At 56.5% G+C, this 17,125-nt stretch carries 16 protein-coding genes; 5 read left to right on the plus strand and 11 right to left on the minus strand.

Going from position 1 to position 17,125, the window contains the following annotated elements; all coding sequences use genetic code 11:
• Positions 1 to 56 precede the first annotated feature (56 nt).
• The 4 genes from PMI18_RS24290 to PMI18_RS24275 form a co-directional block, all read right to left on the minus strand.
• Positions 57 to 971 carry a glutamate/aspartate ABC transporter substrate-binding protein gene (locus tag PMI18_RS24290; RefSeq protein WP_007896347.1) on the minus strand — a complete coding sequence of 305 codons (915 nt, stop codon included), beginning with the start codon at positions 969 to 971 and terminating at the stop codon, positions 57 to 59.
• A gap of 544 nt (positions 972 to 1,515) precedes the next feature.
• Complete coding sequence (locus PMI18_RS24285) at positions 1,516 to 2,403, minus strand: transporter substrate-binding domain-containing protein (protein ID WP_238542586.1); 888 nt, start codon at positions 2,401 to 2,403, stop codon at positions 1,516 to 1,518.
• A gap of 190 nt (positions 2,404 to 2,593) precedes the next feature.
• Positions 2,594 to 3,058: a RidA family protein gene (locus PMI18_RS24280; protein ID WP_007896350.1), complete on the minus strand. Its 465-nt coding sequence runs from the start codon at positions 3,056 to 3,058 to the stop codon at positions 2,594 to 2,596.
• Positions 3,059 to 3,123: 65 nt separating this feature from the next.
• Positions 3,124 to 4,098 (minus strand): threonine ammonia-lyase, encoded by a 975-nt coding sequence (locus PMI18_RS24275; RefSeq protein WP_033035907.1) that lies wholly within the window; start codon positions 4,096 to 4,098, stop codon positions 3,124 to 3,126.
• 267 nt (positions 4,099 to 4,365) lie between these two features.
• On the opposite strand from PMI18_RS24275, the gene PMI18_RS24270 reads away from it, so the two are divergent.
• The gene (locus PMI18_RS24270; protein WP_007896352.1) at positions 4,366 to 5,289 is read left to right on the plus strand and encodes a LysR family transcriptional regulator; all 924 of its coding nucleotides are present in this window, start codon (positions 4,366 to 4,368) and stop codon (positions 5,287 to 5,289) included.
• A 178-nt stretch (positions 5,290 to 5,467) separates the two neighbouring features.
• On the opposite strand, the gene PMI18_RS24265 is transcribed toward PMI18_RS24270, so the two are convergent.
• The 4 genes from PMI18_RS24265 to PMI18_RS24250 all read right to left on the minus strand — a co-directional run bounded on the left by PMI18_RS24265 (position 5,468) and on the right by PMI18_RS24250 (position 10,239).
• Positions 5,468 to 6,814, minus strand: coding sequence for an MFS transporter (locus PMI18_RS24265; RefSeq protein ID WP_007896353.1), 1,347 nt, complete (start codon positions 6,812 to 6,814; stop codon positions 5,468 to 5,470).
• A gap of 228 nt (positions 6,815 to 7,042) precedes the next feature.
• Positions 7,043 to 7,708, minus strand: coding sequence for an RraA family protein (locus PMI18_RS24260; protein ID WP_007896354.1), 666 nt, complete (start codon positions 7,706 to 7,708; stop codon positions 7,043 to 7,045).
• 126 nt (positions 7,709 to 7,834) lie between these two features.
• The gene (locus PMI18_RS24255; protein ID WP_007896355.1) at positions 7,835 to 8,731 is read right to left on the minus strand and encodes a LysR family transcriptional regulator; all 897 of its coding nucleotides are present in this window, start codon (positions 8,729 to 8,731) and stop codon (positions 7,835 to 7,837) included.
• A gap of 131 nt (positions 8,732 to 8,862) precedes the next feature.
• Positions 8,863 to 10,239, minus strand: a complete 1,377-nt coding sequence (locus PMI18_RS24250) for an MFS family transporter (RefSeq protein WP_007896356.1) — start codon at positions 10,237 to 10,239, stop codon at positions 8,863 to 8,865.
• Between the two features lie 498 nt (positions 10,240 to 10,737).
• On the opposite strand from PMI18_RS24250, the gene PMI18_RS24245 reads away from it, so the two are divergent.
• The 3 genes from PMI18_RS24245 (at position 10,738) to PMI18_RS30050 (ending at position 13,350) form a co-directional block, all read left to right on the plus strand.
• Positions 10,738 to 11,679 (plus strand): LysR family transcriptional regulator, encoded by a 942-nt coding sequence (locus PMI18_RS24245; RefSeq protein ID WP_007896359.1) that lies wholly within the window; start codon positions 10,738 to 10,740, stop codon positions 11,677 to 11,679.
• Between the two features lie 135 nt (positions 11,680 to 11,814).
• Positions 11,815 to 12,924 (plus strand): MFS transporter, encoded by a 1,110-nt coding sequence (locus PMI18_RS24240; RefSeq protein ID WP_007896360.1) that lies wholly within the window; start codon positions 11,815 to 11,817, stop codon positions 12,922 to 12,924.
• A 294-nt stretch (positions 12,925 to 13,218) separates the two neighbouring features.
• Positions 13,219 to 13,350 carry a Dabb family protein gene (locus tag PMI18_RS30050; RefSeq protein WP_443200863.1) on the plus strand — a complete coding sequence of 44 codons (132 nt, stop codon included), beginning with the start codon at positions 13,219 to 13,221 and terminating at the stop codon, positions 13,348 to 13,350.
• A gap of 188 nt (positions 13,351 to 13,538) precedes the next feature.
• Here the strand turns inward: PMI18_RS30050 and PMI18_RS24235 are convergent, their stop codons facing one another.
• The gene (locus PMI18_RS24235; RefSeq protein ID WP_007896361.1) at positions 13,539 to 14,930 is read right to left on the minus strand and encodes an FAD-dependent oxidoreductase; all 1,392 of its coding nucleotides are present in this window, start codon (positions 14,928 to 14,930) and stop codon (positions 13,539 to 13,541) included.
• Positions 14,931 to 14,976: 46 nt separating this feature from the next.
• Entirely contained in the window at positions 14,977 to 15,327 is a 351-nt protein-coding gene (locus PMI18_RS24230) for a RidA family protein (protein ID WP_007896363.1), read from the minus strand.
• Between the two features lie 122 nt (positions 15,328 to 15,449).
• Here PMI18_RS24230 and PMI18_RS24225 point away from each other — a divergent pair, with 122 nt between their 5' ends.
• Positions 15,450 to 16,325 carry a LysR substrate-binding domain-containing protein gene (locus PMI18_RS24225; RefSeq protein WP_007896366.1) on the plus strand — a complete coding sequence of 292 codons (876 nt, stop codon included), beginning with the start codon at positions 15,450 to 15,452 and terminating at the stop codon, positions 16,323 to 16,325.
• 246 nt (positions 16,326 to 16,571) lie between these two features.
• On the opposite strand, the gene PMI18_RS24220 is transcribed toward PMI18_RS24225, so the two are convergent.
• On the minus strand, positions 16,572 to 17,125 hold a 554-nt coding region (locus tag PMI18_RS24220; protein ID WP_007896368.1), incomplete at its 5' end, for an AMP-binding enzyme.

The following is a 17,125-nucleotide window of genomic DNA, read 5'->3' on the forward strand; positions in this document are numbered from 1 at the left end:
GCATGCAACATGCCTCATGTCCGCGCATGGCGGACATGAGCAGATCAATGAGGTAGTTAAAGAGTTGCGGCAGGTGCAGGCTTGTCGATAGGGTTGGCAATGAGCTCTTTGAGTTCAAGGCTCATGGGGAAGTTAAGGTTCAGGCCTTTCGGGGGGATGGGCTGATTAAACCATTTATCATAAATAGCGTTGATGTCACCCGAGGAGAAGATGGCTTTAATCGTGTCATCCACCACTTTTTTGAAAGTTTCGTCCCCCTTGCGCATCATACAACCGTACATGTCCTGTGATTGTGCGGTGCCTGTTACTGCCCATTCACCGGGATTCCTGGCTTTGGCCCTTTCACCTGCCAACAGGGCATCGTCTTGCATGAATGCAACGGCACGACCGGTCTCCAACATTTGGAACGACTCGCCAATGTCTTTCCCCGAGATGATGTTCATACCCATCTGCTTCTCAGCGTTCATTGCCCTAAGCAGGCGTTCGGATGTACCCCCGGCGGTGGTGACCACGTTCTTGCCTTTCAGGTTGTCGAAGTCTTGGTAGACGGAGTCTTTCTTGGACAACAGGCGAGTGCTTACTTCAAATATGCCTACTGAGAAGTCAACCTGTTGTGCGCGTTCGGCATTGTTTGTCGTCGAACCGCACTCCAGGTCTACGGTGCCATTCTGAACCAGGGGGATGCGGTTCTGGGCGGTAATCAGGTTGTACTTCACTTTCAGGTTGGGAATACCTAACTCTTTTTTGATGGACTCGATAATTTTAAGCTGGATGTCTTGGGAATAGCCGATCGGCATCCCGGAGGTGTCCGCGATGTAGGAAAAGGGGATCGATGAGTCGCGGTGGCCGACCGTAATGGTGCCCGACTGTTTGATTTTTTTAAGCGTGCCGGTGAGTTCAGCAGCCATTAATGATGGGCTGATGATGGCTGCTGCTATCGCGGCGCTCAACAGTTTAGTGAACATACGCATCAGGAAATCCTCAAATTAGCTTAACGGGTTCTTCTAGACCCATACGCCAGCTAATACGGCAATTGAACGCGCCGAGTTTGCCAGCATCGATTCTACTTAATTTTTGGCAGGCTTTAATGATGTGAGTGAAATGCTATTCGTTTTGCGCGAGGCTGGGGAGTACCCAGTATTGTGCCAGTGTGGTGCCTTTTTGTAGCAATAGAAGGTGTTTGCTGATAGCTGTGATCATTGCCGTATCCTGTTGTTGTTATTTTGACATATGACGGATTCAAACTACCATTGCCACGCAGCGCGTGATATGGCTCGTGATGAATAGCAGCTATGCCAAGGCGCTATAGCTGGCGCGTTGAAGATAAATGGCAGAGATACAAACCAAATATAGTTTTATTGTATCGAGGGGCCGATGGTGACTGCCTCCTGTTACCGATCTTTCGTGTTTAAGCAAAATTGGCCTTGATCAAGACACTTTTAATCCACGACTGGTTGAATGCCCCGGTTGCGATTTCTGCCTTTACGCGATCACCTGAGTGTCTCCAGCGGAGGCTTACGGCATTGTTGCAGGCGCGGGCTGATCTGTAGGGTTGGCATAAAGTTCCTTGACCTCATTGGGCATCGGATAATCCAGGCTCAAGCCTTTAGGGGGTATGGGGTGCTGAAACCATTTGCTGTAGATTTCGTTGATTTCACCTGATGCATAAAGAGCCTTGATAGCACCGTCCACTGCTTGCTTGAACGCATCGTCACCCTTGCGCAACATACATCCGTAAATCTCACGAGATTGCGCAGCACCGGATATAGTCCATCGATCCGGGTTCCTCGATTTTGCACGTTCACCCGCCAACAGCGCGTCGTCCTGCAGCCAAGCAACTGCACGGCCAGTTTCCAACAGTTGGAATGATTCGCCGTGGTCCTTGGCTGAGATAATGTTCATGCCTAACTGTTTTTCAACGTTCGTTGAGCGCAGCAGTCGCTCGGCGGTTGTACCCGCAGTGGTTACTACATTGCGTCCTTTAAGGTCATCAATATCTTTGTAAGACGATTGTTTGGTTGTCAGCAGTCGGGTGCTGATCTCAAATATGCCAACAGAAAAGCTGACCTGCTGCTGACGTTCGGCATTGTTTGTCGTTGAACCACATTCAATGTCGACGGTGCCATTTTGAATCAGCGGTATTCGGGTTTGTGAAGTGACAAGGTTGTACTGTATTTTCAAGTTGGGTAGGTCGAGGTCTTTTTTCAATGCTTCGACAACTTTGGATTGAATATCCTGGGAGTAGCCAACCGGTACACCAGAGGCGTCGGCGAGGTAGGAAAAAGGAATCGCCGCATCACGGTAGGCTAATGTGATTGTGCCTGATTCTTTTACTTTTTTTAGTGTGCCGGATAGCTCTGCACTCATCCCTTCGTGGGACAGAAATGCAACAGACAATGCCATCAGTTTGGCAATATTGCGAATACGCATAAAACCTCCAGAAATGAAGCCCGAGCCAAGATGAGCTCAGTGGCAACTGCATGATTTTCTACTTGTTGTACATCAACGGCAGATTTCTAGAACTGCAGGGTGTTTTTATTATGTCAGCCAGCTTTCATAGCCAGATCGTATTGAGACGCTTCGTCTGCTGTGATCAGTCGATCGCAAAGATTGCTTCAACTTCTACAGGCGCCCCTCGCGGGATGGCGGCAACGCCTACCGCTGCCCGGGCATGGCCGCCGCGCTCTTGGCCGAAAAGCTCTATAAAAAGATTTGAAGCCCCATCAATCACCTTCGCTTGCTGCTCGAAGTCAGGAAGGCACTTAACATAACCATTAACCTTCAAAACACGTATGCGGTCGAGTTGGCCATCGCTCGCTTCATTGGCAATGGAAAGAAGATTGAGTGCGCAGACTCGCGCCGCAGCCTGGGCGGTATCAATATCAATTTCCGTTCCTACGGTTCCTTTGTATAGCAAGACGTCGTCTTGCAGGCATACTTGACCCGCCGTATAAATCAGGTTCCCGAAACGGGTGTACAACTGATAGTTGCCGCCTCGCGTATTGAACTTCGGCAACTCCAAACCCAATGCGGCCAGTTTTTCCAGAACACTATTCATGATCAAAGTCTCCAATGGTTTTCTTCACGCCTCTGGCGATGCCAAACGCTTCAAAAATGAATGACTCAGTTGGCCCAGGCTTGTAGGAAGACGTCTGGATCAACGTTCCCGCCAGAGCAAACCACCACGACAGTTTTGCCCTCATAACGCGCCTTTTCTCTTATCAGCGTTCCGAGGGCGGCTGCACCGCCCGGCTCAAGGACAAGTTTGAGGTACTGAAATGCTGCACGCATGCCTTGGAAGGCATCTTCCAGATAAGCGACTTCAGTACGCGGTTGAATAGGTTTCAATACTTCGAAGGGGAGTGCACCGACAGCGGGACCGGCAATCCCGTCGAGCAGCGTTTTGGGCAATAGCTTGAGCTTCACCGGTTCCCCCTTTTGCAGCGCTGTTTGCCATTTCGTATAGCCTTCTGCCTCGACAAGAACGCTCTCGAAATGGCCACACTTGGCGCGCATTGCGGTCAAAGTCCCGGATGCCAAGCCGCCGCCGCTGCAACCCAACCACACGGAGTCGGGACTTGCTCCCACTTCAGCCAACTGCTCCGCGATTTCGAGACCGATGGTGCCTTGGCCCGCCATGATAAAGGGGTCATCGAAAGGCGAGACGAAGGTCAGGCCGCGGCGTTCAATCAGCCGCTGGGTAACGTCCTCACGATCCTCGACGTCCTTGTTGTATAGAACAACCTCTGCCCCCCACCAGCGGCAGTTATCCTGCTTGATTTTTGGCGCATGCTCGGGCATCACGACGACTGACGGACAGCCCCACTGGTGAGCGGCCGCAGCAACTGCTTGGCCATGGTTGCCTGCCGAATACGTGATAACGCCCTTGTTTCTGTCACTGGGTGCCAGTTCGGCCAGTTTGAACATGGCACCGCGAAACTTGAACGCCCCGGTCTTTTGCAGGCATTCAGCCTTCACGTAAACATCCGCGCCGACGATATCATTCAGCATCGCAGAGCTCAGAAGTGGGGTACGCACTACTTGTCCTTGAAGTCGGCGTTGTGCCTTCAGAATCAGGTCCAAATCAAACTTTTGCACGGCGAGATTCCTTGTGGTGAGTAACCTGGTTGGCTGCCAAGGGCATGCTCACGAGCCCTTGCTCTGCAGGCTGTGAAACCCTGTGTTGACGATGGGGCCAAGTATTTACGGCCATGATCCACAGGTACATTACGAATATGCTAACGTCCCGATACGCCAGTCGTATCGGGAGTGCCTGTGCAACGTCGGGGCATGCTCGCCTGGCTTTCCAACCCGCCGAATGCGCTACTGCTCACACCCGTTTTGCGAGTTTGATTCAGGAATTCTATGATCAATTTTCGACTTATCCGTCATCTCTGGCTGTTCCTTGCGGTCGCCGAGGAACAGCATTTTGGTCGTGCCGCCAAAAGGCTGGGCATGTCCCAGCCACCGTTGACCGAACAGATCAAGGTTCTGGAAAATTCCTTACGGGTAAAGTTGTTTGAGCGCACCAGTAAGGGCGCGATCCTCACCCCAACGGGTATGGCGATCATGCCGGCAGTACGAAAATTCGCAGAGCAGTTGGAACGCCTGGAGCTTGCAGTACATGAAGCCGTTGCAGGGCAAACGGGAGTTCTGACGATAGGCGCAATCAACGCAGCCTTGCTTGAGGTGCTCCCTGATCTCATTGAGCAGCTCAAGGAGCGGTTCCCGAATATTTCAGTGTTTATTCGGGAAATCGATAGCGGGGAGGCCATCCCGTCATTGGAGTCTGGCGACATCGACGTGGCTTTCGCACGAATCGAAGGTGGTTACTACGAGCCCATCCGCTCGATTGCTCTTGTCCAGGACCAGCTTGCGGTAGCGCTTTCCAGAAATCATCCGCTAGCTAATGAAGCCTCTGTGGATCTGCGAGACTTGGCTGCAGAGGTACAGATCATGTTCGCCCGCAGCGGCAGTCCTGTTTTTTTTGACTACATCGTTAGCTGCTGTCAGCAATGCGGTTTCCGCCCGAAAATCATGCATGAGGTCCGCTCGATCGGCTCGCAGATAGCCTTTGTAAGTTGCGGCCAGGGCATTGCACTGGTGCCGTATGCGCTCGAAAAGCTGGCGCCCAAAAACGTCGTGATACGACCCCTGCAACAAAAATTTCGGCTGGTAACCAGTGCTTTGGCCTGGAATGCTGCCCGCAGTAATCCTTTGGTCGACGCGCTTGTCGATATCGTGCGCGAACAGTTCCCTGCTCCCATCGAGTCAACTGTGCATTTGTAGGGATCATACCGCCATCGACTTTGCGGCTACGATTTTCCCAAAGGCGACACAACAAGCCAGCTGCTCGCAACCGCCGGCATCTTCGCCGTCGGCTTTCTCATGCCCCCTCGTAGCGATGACAAAATCTTTCAGACAGAAGCCGCTCAAACGAGCGGCGCGGCTTTATTCCGGGCGCGGTTCAGCCAGGGTTGCTCGATCTCTGCCGTGGCTCGGAAATGGTCAGCAAGAGGATGAAGCTAATAAATGAGCCGACCGCCAGCCAGGCGAACACATAGTTCCAGCCATAGTTGTCCAGCAATAGCCCGGTAATGAAAGGAGTGGCCGCCGCGCCCAACTGACCGACCATATTCACGACGGCGTTGGAGATGGGGAACGTTTTTTTGGTCGTCAGCCCCATCGGATAAACCATGTAGGAAGAGAAACCCAGGCTCAGCACAACGCCGGTCAGCATCAGCAACAAGCCGTAGGGCAGGGGTTCGGCGGGCGAATTGATTAGCAGGTACATCATCAGCGACGTGCCGAGCGCAGACAGCAGCATCCCGGGTTTGCGCCGCCCGCCCATCAGTCGGTCCGAGCAGAAACCACCCAGCAGGTTGCCGAGCACGGCGCCCACCCATGGCGCAGCCGACACCAGCCCCATGTTCATGATCGAGAACTGTTTGACGGTCATCAAGTAGGTCGGAATCCAGGCCAGCAGCACGCTCGATACGCCCAGCTGGAAGCAGTAGCTGGTGGCACAGCCCCAGATGTTCCAGGACTTGAACACCTGCCGATTGGTCTCCAGGGGCGTTTCATGGCGGGCACGTATCACTCGATCGAGTTTGCTTACCCAGGTTGGAGTCTTCTGGGGGCGGGTTTGCTTGGGGGCTTCAGTGTTGCCGGTTTCCTCGATGATGTAGCTGAGTTCGGCTGCGTTGACGAACCGGCTCCGGGAGGGATGGTCGGTGACCATGAAATACCAGACGACTGCCAGTGCGATGCCGGGCACGGCAAAGAAGTAGAAGATCTCTCGCCAGCCCCATACCGAAATGATCACGGCACAGAGTGGTGGCACGATCACCGGTCCGAACTTGACCGCAGACAGAAAGATCCCTGACGCAGTGCCTTTTTCCCGTGCAGGAAACCAGTTGTTGATGGTCGTGGTCATGCTGATCGGCAATGGCCCTTCAGCAAGGCCAAGACCCAGGCGGTACAGCTTCAAAGCCAACAGTGAGCCGGCGGTTCCTACCAGGCCGGTCAGCAATGAGGTCAGTACCATGGCGCCCGGCAGGATCTTGCGGACACCGAAACGGCCAAAGGCAAAACCGGAAGGGATCTGTGCCAATGCATAGGCCAGCAGAAACAAACTCATCAACCCGCCGGCCTCGGCATTACTCATTTCAAACTCTTTACGAATGAACGGTAGCGCGACACCCAGGTTGGCTCGGTCGGCGGCAGCAATGGTGTAAATTAAAAAAATCAGGGCCGCAACCACCCAACGGTATTTGCTGCGCACGGCTGGTTTTATGACTTCAGGCATAGACATGGGGCGGACCTTGTTTTTGTCGGTGTTGTCCGGCCAAAGTAATAATTATGAAACCGTAAAAAAAGCGACAAATACTCCTGTCAAAAGATCGCTTTTATTGATGAAACTGTGAGGCCTGATTCGCGCTGTATGAAATGTGCGCGCAAAAAAAACCGGGCTGAAAGCCCGGCAAAAATAGCGCAGTCAATAACGTGCTAAAGGGAATTCAGGATCGCTTCTTAGCGGAACTCAGTTCGCCAGACCGGCCTTTTCCAGCACCTTGTCCAGCCATGACTGGTCGATGGCGCCAGTGGCGATTTCGGCTTTGACCTGCTGTTCGTGGGCATCATGCTCTCGCGCCTTGAACAGAACCTGTTCGGCGTGTTCGGGAGAGAAGGCAACCAGTCCATCTTCGTCACCGACAATGATGTCGCCTGGGTTTATGATCATCCCGCCGATGGACACCGGGACATTGATCTCACCGGGGCCGCTTTTGTAGGGGCCGCAATGCACCACACTGCGGGCATAGCACGGCGTGTCTTCAAAACTGGCGACATCGCGGATGGCGCCGTCGACGACGAAACCGACACAGCCACGTTGCTGGGCATAGAGCTTGATCAGCTCACCGATGACCGCATTGGTCGCGTCACCCTGGGCGTCGATCACCAGCACATGTCCCGGTTCGATCAGCGTCAGTGCCTTGTAGATGTAAAGGTTGTCGCCGGGGCGAGTCTTCACTGTGAGGGCGGTGCCCACCAGTTTGCCTTTGAGGTTGTAGCGTGTCAGACCTCGGGCACCGATGTGACGCCCCAGATTGTCGCTGATATGTGGTGTGACTACGTTCTGAAAGGCTTCCAAAAGTGAACGTGGAGCCTGGGGCGGAGAAGGGAAGATGCGTGAACCGGGCAATGACATTGCGACCTCCATAAACGACTGAACCCTTGTGGGCTATGCGTTCATAGTAAGAAAGGTCGCTCGGCACTATTAGCGATATTTATCTATGCAAAAGCATCGCTTTTTTTCTCGTATCCAGCGCCTGTGTTACCACACCATGCGGCTGAAATCACAGCAACGCGCTGCCAGACGTGCAACCTCGACACTGAGGCCCTGAAGACGATCAGCGCGGTGCACGGCGATGTAGTGGATGGGAGGCAGCGCCGGCTCGGTTTCGATGACCTGCAGGCGGCCCTGATCCACCAACGGCGAGAGACACTGGCGAGGCAGGTAGCTGATGCCGACACCGGACAGGGTCAGGCCCAGCTGAGCGATCAGGTAGTTGCTTTTGATCGTACGGTTGACCCGAACATCATTCTGGGCAAACCAGCGTTCATAGATCAACCCGGTGCCGGAGCCGCCGCCCTGAGTCAGGACGGTGTACGAGGAAATGGCTTGCATGTTCATGATTTCGTTGCCCTGATGCAGCGAAGGTGCACACATCCAGGCATTCTCCACCGAGCTCAAGGGGGTACTGACGAAACGCGCGTCGGCAAAAATGTCGGGAACGATGATCAGGTCGAGCTGATCGTTCTCCAGTTTAGCCACCAGTTCGGTGCTGAGCTCGACCGAGGGTTCCAGTGCCACTTTGGGATAAGCGCTACGTATACCTTCGATCAGTGTTGGGAGCCAGGTCATGGCGGTCAGCTCGGTGACGCCGATGCGAAAGCGCCTGACCAGCACTTCCTTGGAGCTTATGCGTTCAAGCAGGTAATCGCGCTGGCGCAGAATCTCCGTGGCCTGCTCGAACAACTCCGTGCCTTTTTCCGTGAGGCGCGCACTGCGTTTTGAACGATCAAAAATCGGCATGTCGAAGGCATCCTCCAACTCCTGAATACGCTTGGAGATGGCCGACTGGGACATGTTCAGTTTCATGGCGGCGGATTCGAAGCTACCCAGTTCCACAATCCAGTAAATAGCTTCCAGTTGCTTGAACGTGATCATTACTCGGGCTCAGTTGAGAAAAAGTGCTCCATTATTGACTGAGAGCATCGAGTTGGCGCAGCTGATAAACAGCAAAACCCGGCCATGGCCGGGTACCCGATGGGCGCTTTTCAATCGTGCCGTTGTAAGGGTCAGACCCTGGCAGCACTCGGTTTTGAACAACCCTTGAGCCCAGTGCGCTCTTCGATCTCACCGCTACCGCTGATGTACCCATAGCGCGAAAGATTCGGCATCAACATCGCCGCGATGAAGGTGATGGTCACTACCGCCGCGACATAGAAGAAAAAATACGCCTCGACACCCTGTGATCGGAGTGACAGGGCCACGTACTCGGCAGTGCCACCGAATGCGGCGTTGCCGACGGCATACGGAAAGCCTACGCCCAGCGCACGCACCGCAGGCGGGAACAGTTCAGCTTTGACGATCCCGGCAATCGGGGTGTAGAGCGACGCAATGACCAGGCCGCCAAACACCAGCAGGAACGCTGTAAACGGGCTGCTAACCGACTGCAGCGAATAGAGCAGGGGGATCACCAGCAGCATGGCCAATCCGGAAAACATCAGCATGTGCGCCTTGATCCCGATACGGTCAGCGAGCAAGCCAAACAGTGGCTGGCAGAGCATGAAACCGACCAGGGCGGCGGTCATGATGAAACTCACCGTCTCCGGGCTGAAACCGGCGGAGATCACCAGGTACTTCTGCATGTAGGTGGTGAAGGTATAGAAGTACAGCGAACCGCCGATGGTGAACGCCACGACCAGGGCGACTGCCCGTTTGTGTTTGAACATGCCGCGCAGAGAGCCGGCGTCTTTGCGGTTCATGTCTTTTTTGGTCGCGGTTTCATGCATGGCGCGCCGCAGATACACCACCACGATCGAGCTCAGGGCGCCGATGAAAAACGGAATCCTCCAGCCCCATTCACGCAACTCATCGCCGGTCAGGGTTTGCTGGAGAATGACCACGGTCATCAAGGCCAACAACTGCCCGGCAATGATGGTGAAGTACTGGAACGATCCATAGAAACAGCGGCGGCCCGGTGTCGCGATTTCGCTGATGTAGGTGGCGCCGGTGCCATATTCCGCACCGACGGACAGGCCCTGGATCAGCCTGGCCACCACGAGCAGAATCGGTGCCGCGACCCCTATGGTCGCGTAGGTCGGCATGACGGCGATCAGCAGCGAGCCGGCGCACATCATGAACACCGAGATAATCATCGAAACCTTGCGGCCGCGAGTGTCAGCGATCCAGCCGAAAATCCAGCCACCGAGCGGGCGCATGAAAAAGCCGACGGCGAAAACCCCGGCAGTTGCCAGTAGTTGGCTGGTGGTGTCCCCCTTGGGGAAAAACGAAGCGGCAAAGTAAATGGCGGTGTAGGCGTAAATGAAAAAATCGTACCACTCCACCAGATTGCCCGAGCAGGCACCCATGATGGCTTTTACGCGGTTTGGCGCTTTCATCGGAGCGGTTTCGGCGGCGTGATCTTTGGCGTCTGTGATTGATGCGGACATGTTGTTCACCCTTTCTTCAAGGCGAGGCGATACGAGGAGCACGCTGATGCGCGTCCGAACGTGACTGGCTCGATGGGTTGTTGGGCTTAACGACGAGGCGCGAACCCGCTCACGGCCGGATTTTCTGAAGAGAAGGAGGAGGGAGGATGCACGAGCGTGGCGAGCTGTATGTGGCCCGGGGAAATCGGACAGGTCAGGTAATACGAAGCGTTGAACATCATGGCGCGAGCCCTCGAATCTTATTCTTGTAGTGAGTCGAGCGCTCTTTGGCGCCGACGTTGATTGCACGCTACCGCAGAGTGAGGAGGGTAATAAGCCGTCAGGCAGGCCTAACTGATATACCTAAATTCTATAGCTTGGCGTGCAGCCCCGGCGGGCTGGGGCATACAGGCAGCTCGAAAGCCTTGAGGCCTCACGACACGCGGTTCGCGGGGCATTCCAAGGTGCGCAAATGCGATTACACTCACAGCACTTTCGACGCATATCGCGCCGACCCCGATGCTGACTGGCCTGGTAATGGATGTCGTTCAACTCAAAACCCTGATTCATGTGGCCGAACTCGGCAGTCTCAGCAAGGCCTCGGATCGGCTTCACATCGCGCAACCGGCCCTTAGCCGACAAATCAGAATGTTGGAGAAAGAGCTCGGCGCCTACCTGTTCGAACGACACGGGCGCGGGATGGAAATTACCGACGTCGGTCGGGAAGTGCTGGCTCATGCCACCCGAATCATGGAGGAAATGGAATCGATCAGAAGCTCGGTTGTCGGTGGCCGATCGTCTTTTCGTGGAACGGTGGTCATCGGTACGACGCCGACGGTTGCCGAGATTGTCACCGTACCGTTGGTGCGCAAGATCCGCGAGGCGCATCCCAATCTGGCCGTCCGATTTTCCTCGGCCTACAGCGGCTATCTGCTGGACTGGGTGCAGCGCGGCGAATTGGAACTGGCCATTTCCTACGATCCGCAACCCCTGCATACGCTCAGGATTGTGCCGGTGATGATGGAAAACCTGCTGCTGGTCGGCCCCGCCAGCGCCAACCTGCGCATCGACACGCCGGTAACCTTTGCCTCCCTGGCCGAGCAGCAACTGGTATTGCCAAGCGCCCGACATGGCCTTCGGGTCATCCTGGATAACTGTGCCAGAGACGTCGGGATCAAGCTCAAGACCAGTGTTGAGGCTGACTCGTTCGGCGCGATGATCGATCTGGTTCGCAATGGCTTCGGTATGACGGCGTTGCCACTGGCGTCGATTTACGCCCAAGTCGAAGCCGGCATGCTGTGTGCGGCGCCGCTGATCGATCCGGTGCCCATGCGCAAACTGGTTCAGGTTTTTCCGGCGGACAGGCGCGTCAGCCCGGCTGCCAAATTCGTCGGAGACGCCTTCATCGAAATTGCTGCCGACCTGGTCAATCGCAAGATCTGGGCTGGACACATGCTTTGAGCCATCGGCCAATCGGTTAACCCCTACCCGTAGTTGCGCAACTGCTCACGACTTCTGCTTTTTCTCACCACTGATGACACTGTCTTGAACCATCAAACGCGACTACCTGGCGTATTCGGCATTTTTATATTGGGGATGCTGCAAGTGCTGGTCTGGGGAGGTTCGTTCTTCCTGATGGCCGTCATGGCCGATCCGATCATGAGAGAGACTGGTTGGGCCAGCCAATGGGTGTATGGCGCGCTGTCTCTGAGCATTCTGGTGTCCGCGCTGCTGGCACCATTGACCAGCCGGCTTATCGCCCGCTACGGCGGCCGCCCCATCCTGGCCAGTAGCGGCCTGGGCGTCGCCATCGGGTTGTTTCTGATGGCGAGTTCGACCTCGTTGCCGATGTTTCTTTTGTCTTGGGCAGTGATTGGCGTCGGTATGGCGTTGGGGCTGTATGAAGCGCTATTCGCCGCTTTAGGTTCTCTATACGGGGAGCGGGCGGGCAGTGCGATTACCGGGATCACGCTTATTTCAGGGTTTGCGACAACGCTGTCATGGCCTGCGGTCGCGCTGGTCATCGAGCACATTGGCTGGCGCGCGACGTGCGTGGCTTATGGGGTGTTATTGGTCATTGCCGTGGCACCGCTTTATCTCTGGGTACTGGCGCGTGGCGCGGGGCCACTCGCAAAAAGCCATGCAATGAGTGATGAAAACCTCTCAATCGACCGGCGGATCTACCTGTTGCTTACGCTGATTTTCGCGTTGGGTGCAGTGATCATGACGGCGATATCTGTCCAGCTGATTTCATTGTTGCAGGGGCAGGGCTACTCGCTTGCAGCCGCCATCGGACTGAGCGCCTTGCTGGGGCCGAGCCAGGTCGGCTCACGCGTTCTACAAGTGTTTTCGCGAAAGCGACACCCTATCTGGACGACGTTGATCAGCGTGGTATTCGTGGCAATCGGTCTGTTGCTGGTGACCATCGCGCCGGCAATGACCGCGCTGGGGTTGGTAATCTACGGCGCGGGCAATGGTTTGCGGGCGATCGTGCGAGGCCTGCTGCCACTGGCCCTGATGTCGCCCACCCATTATGTTTTGCTGATGGGACGCATGGCTCGGCCTTCGCTCATCGGTCAGGCCTTGACCCCGCTCGCTGGCGGATACCTGTTGCAGACCTGGGGCGCTAGCGGCGTGCTAGCGGGCCTGAGTTCGCTGGCCGTATTGAATGTGCTTTTGGTGTTTTTGCTCATTCGGCTGGTTTGAAAAGAACAGCGCTGAGCACTCACGGCGGCATCGGTGATTCTGCGCAGCAACGAGCTGCCTTGGTTGAGTGCGACCTAATCGAAGCCAAGCGTATCGATGCCCCGCGACGTTTTCCTCGAACGTTCGGCGACTGCTTAAACGCTTGAACAGTCGCCTTCGGGCTACAGCGCCTTGCCGAAGCGCAATGAAGCGCCATAAGCCGAGTCGGGTAAATGGCTGCTGCCATCTTCCCTTAACCTGGACCTGAAGGTACCGCTTTGTGGCTGGGTCCTGTAGAGGCCGCGCTTCGACGTGGTGCTCTACAGCGAGTTTGATTCGCAGGAAGCACTGGATGCCTATGCCTCCCACCCTGAACATTTGCGGGTGAGGGGCGAGCTGGGCAATACACGCCTCGCGCGGCATCAGGTCGACTACGTGTGCTCGTAGATCCCGCCGACGCACTAGTCGTCGGCGACCAACCCTCCCGATAGCTGCCTGTCATCAAGGGCAGCTATCGACCGGTTGAATCCACTCACCTCCGACAGCAACCAGCGGTTAGCATACTGTCGGCCACGCTCGGCGAAGAACCTGGTGGAGTTTCCTGTTGATGCGTAAATTCCGTTTGGTTCGAGGCGTTATCCCTTGTCCGCCTTGCCGGCGGCTGCCGCAAATTTCGCCAGACGCACATCCAGTCGACGAGGAGGGCGGTTGTGGTCTTCGGCCTGCTCCTTGCGCCGAATGGCATTACGCACCATCAATGAACCCAGGTAGCGGACCGGCTCCGGTGGGAAATGGCCAAGCGGACCTTGCAGCAGCGGCGAGCGTGTCCAAGGGTTGTCCAGGCCCAGTACCAGCGACGACAGGATCTGTCCACCCATATGGCACGGACCGACACCGCTGCCGGAATATCCGAAACCATAGAAGATATTGCCGCTTGCGCCCATGCGGCCGAAGAAAGGCACCCCGGTGACTGAGCGATCGGAAGGACCATTCCAGGTCGCGGCGATACCGACATCGGCAAAGTCCGGAAAGAACGCCGTCAACGTGTTGCGCAGCAGCCCTGCGTAGGGTGATGGCTGGTCGAATACCGGCAGGATGCGCCCGCCATAGGCGAAGGTGTTGCCCCCTTTGCCGAGCATGATTCGGCCGTCCGGAGTGTTGTGGTAGTAGTGCACGAATATCCGCGAGTCGAGTACGGTGACTCCGCTGGTCAAGCCGATCCGCTTGAGCAGATCAGGTCGCGGCTCGGTGATGATCATGTCGCTGGAGACGATGGCCACCGAACGCGAGAACTGTGGAAAGGCACGGGCCATCCAGGCGTTCATCGCCAGCACGACCCGGTTGCAGGTCACTTTCCCTTTGGGCGTATTGACGATGGCCGGCATTCCCTCTTCCAGACCGGTCATCGGCGTGCCCTCGAAAATACGCACGCCCAGTTCCAGTGCGACCCGGCGCAGCCCACGGACCAGCTTGCCCGGTTGCACACTGGCCGCCGCTGGCGAGAACCAGCCCTCGATGTGCCGAGTCGAGCCGGCCATGCGTTGCACGTCAGGTAGCGCACATTTGGAGAAAGAGTTAATGCCATGGCGCTCCAGTGCGGCGATCACCCCGTCGGTCGAGCCGACCTGGGCGCGGTTGGTCGCCGTGTAGAGCGTGCCGTCGAGACGGTAGTCGGCATCCACCGAGTATTTTTCGCAAAAGGTGCCGATGGCGTAGATGCTCTGCTCCGATTCCTTGACCAGGCGTATCGCCTCTTTGACGCCGAACAAACGCTCAAGGGTGAAGTACTTGGCCGACCAGGACAGCGCGCAGCCACCATTGCGTCCACTGGCACCGGCACCGCAGATATCGGATTCGACGATGACCACGTCCAACTCGGGATTCTGTTCCTTGAGCATGATGGCGGTCCATAAACCGGTATAGCCACCGCCGACGATGCAGACGTCGGCGCGGGTGTTCTGTTGCAGCGGAGGGCAGGGCGTAGCGGGTTGGTTTTTCAGGGCCTGGTCCAGCCAGTAGGGGCGCATGGGGTCATCTCCGTTGGATCGGTTAGAGGCAGGGTTCAGGACACAATCAGCCGCACGCGGCGACCACGATCATTTCCACGCGCCAACCGGGGTCGATCAGCTCAGCCAGCGTGCAAGCGCGTGTGGGCGCATGGCCTTCAGGGAAAAACGCATCCCAGACCCTGTTCAGCCCTTCATAGTCCTCGCGATGGGCGAGCAGGATGCGCACCGAAAGCACCCGCTCACGGCTGCTGCCGGCGCTGAGCAAAAGCTGCTCGATACCGGTGAGCACTTCGCGGGTCTGCGCCCCGATATCACCACTGAGGTCCGAGGCGACCTGGCCTCCGATGTAGAGATGGTTGTCGTACCGGACCATGTCCGAACGGCGTTTTGCCACAGCGAAACGTTCAATTTCCATAAAGCATTCCTGATGGGTACGAAGGACGGCACTTGTGAAAATCATGCTTGCAGTTCATCGTCCATAAATAAAATCGATTTATCGTATGGCAAGATAAGCTGAACCTATAGCGAGGTGCGCCGATGACGATTTCCCATACCCAACTCAAGGCGTTTCACGCCGTTGCAATGAATGGCAGCTTCACTCGGGCGGCCGAGCAACTCTGCCTGTCACAACCCGCGGTATCCGACCAGGTGCGCAAGCTCGAGGATTATTACGGGGTGATGGTGTTCTACCGCGACAAGCGCCTGGTGCGCCTGACGGAAGTGGGCGAGCGGTTGTTCGGCCTGACCCAGCGCCTGTTCGATATCAGTATTGATGCCCACGACATGCTGACGGACTACCGCACCCTGTCGACGGGAACCCTGAACCTTGCCGTGGATGCGCCGGTGCACGTCTTGCCCTATGTCTCACGCTTCTGCAGCCGTTACCCCGGCGTTGAGGTGAAGATCGAAACCGCCAATACCGACGAGGTCCTGCAGCGGTTGTTCAGCCACCAGGCCGACATCGCCTTGCTGGGGCGCAACATTGAGGACGATCGCCTGATGACGCTGCACCTGCGCAGCGATCCAATGCTCGCCTTCGTCGCCCATGACCATCCCTGGGCGCAACGGGATTCCATCTGCCTTGCCGACCTGGACAACACACCCATGGTCTTGCGCGAGCAAGGTTCGGTCACACGGTTATCGCTGGAGGAGGAGATGGCGGCGGCGGGTTTGCACATTTGCAAGGCAATCGAAGTGGAAGGGCGTGAAGCGGCACGCGAGGCCGTGGCGATTGGCATGGGCGTCGGGGTCGTCTCGGCAGCCGAGCTGGGCTCGGACTCCCGGGTTCGCGGCTTGCCGATCGTTGACTGTCAGCGGCACTTCACCGAGACATTGGTTTGTCTGCGGGCACAGAGTTCGCGACGTATCCTGACGACCTTTTTTGACATGGTTCGAGAAGGGTTGGGCGAGTGAGATTGTCTGGTGTTTTCGTGTTGGCAGTGCGGGCCTCTTCGCGAGCAAGCCCGCTCCCACAGTTGATCTCCTGTGAGCATAAGATTTGTGCCAGGCGCAGATCCCCTGTGGGAGCGAGCCTGCTCGCGATGGCGATCTGTCAGGCACCACATCAACAACGGCCAATAATGACTGCCTTTGACCAAGCCTTAAAAAGCCCCGCCAGGCGCAATGCCGGGCGGGGCTTGAGTGACTCAATACCAGTGTTTACGCGACGTTCATGGTCTTGTGCGTATCAATCAAATGCTGCACCACACCCGGATCGGCCAGGGTCGAAATATCCCCCAACCCATCGTATTCCGCCGTCGCAATCTTGCGCAGAATCCGACGCATGATCTTGCCCGAACGGGTTTTCGGCAGCCCTGGCGCCCACTGAATCACATCCGGCGAAGCAATCGGGCCGATCTCCTTGCGCACCCAGTTTTTCAGCTCAAGTCGCAGTTGCTCGCTTGGCTCTTCGCCACCGATCAACGTGACGTAGACATAAATGCCCTGCCCCTTGATGTCATGCGGCACACCGACCACCGCCGCTTCGGCGACTTTCGGGTGCGCGACCATCGCGCTTTCGATCTCGGCGGTGCCCATGCGGTGGCCGGATACGTTAAGCACGTCATCCACGCGACCGGTGATCCAGTAGTAACCGTCTGCGTCACGACGCGCACCGTCGCCGGTGAAATACATGCCCCGGAAGGTCTTGAAGTAGGTATCGACGAAGCGGTCATGGTCGCCAAACAGCGTGCGCGCCTGGCCTGGCCACGAGT

The sequence above is a fragment of the Pseudomonas sp. GM102 genome (assembly GCF_000282555.1).
In the GTDB taxonomy this organism is placed as follows: domain Bacteria; phylum Pseudomonadota; class Gammaproteobacteria; order Pseudomonadales; family Pseudomonadaceae; genus Aquipseudomonas.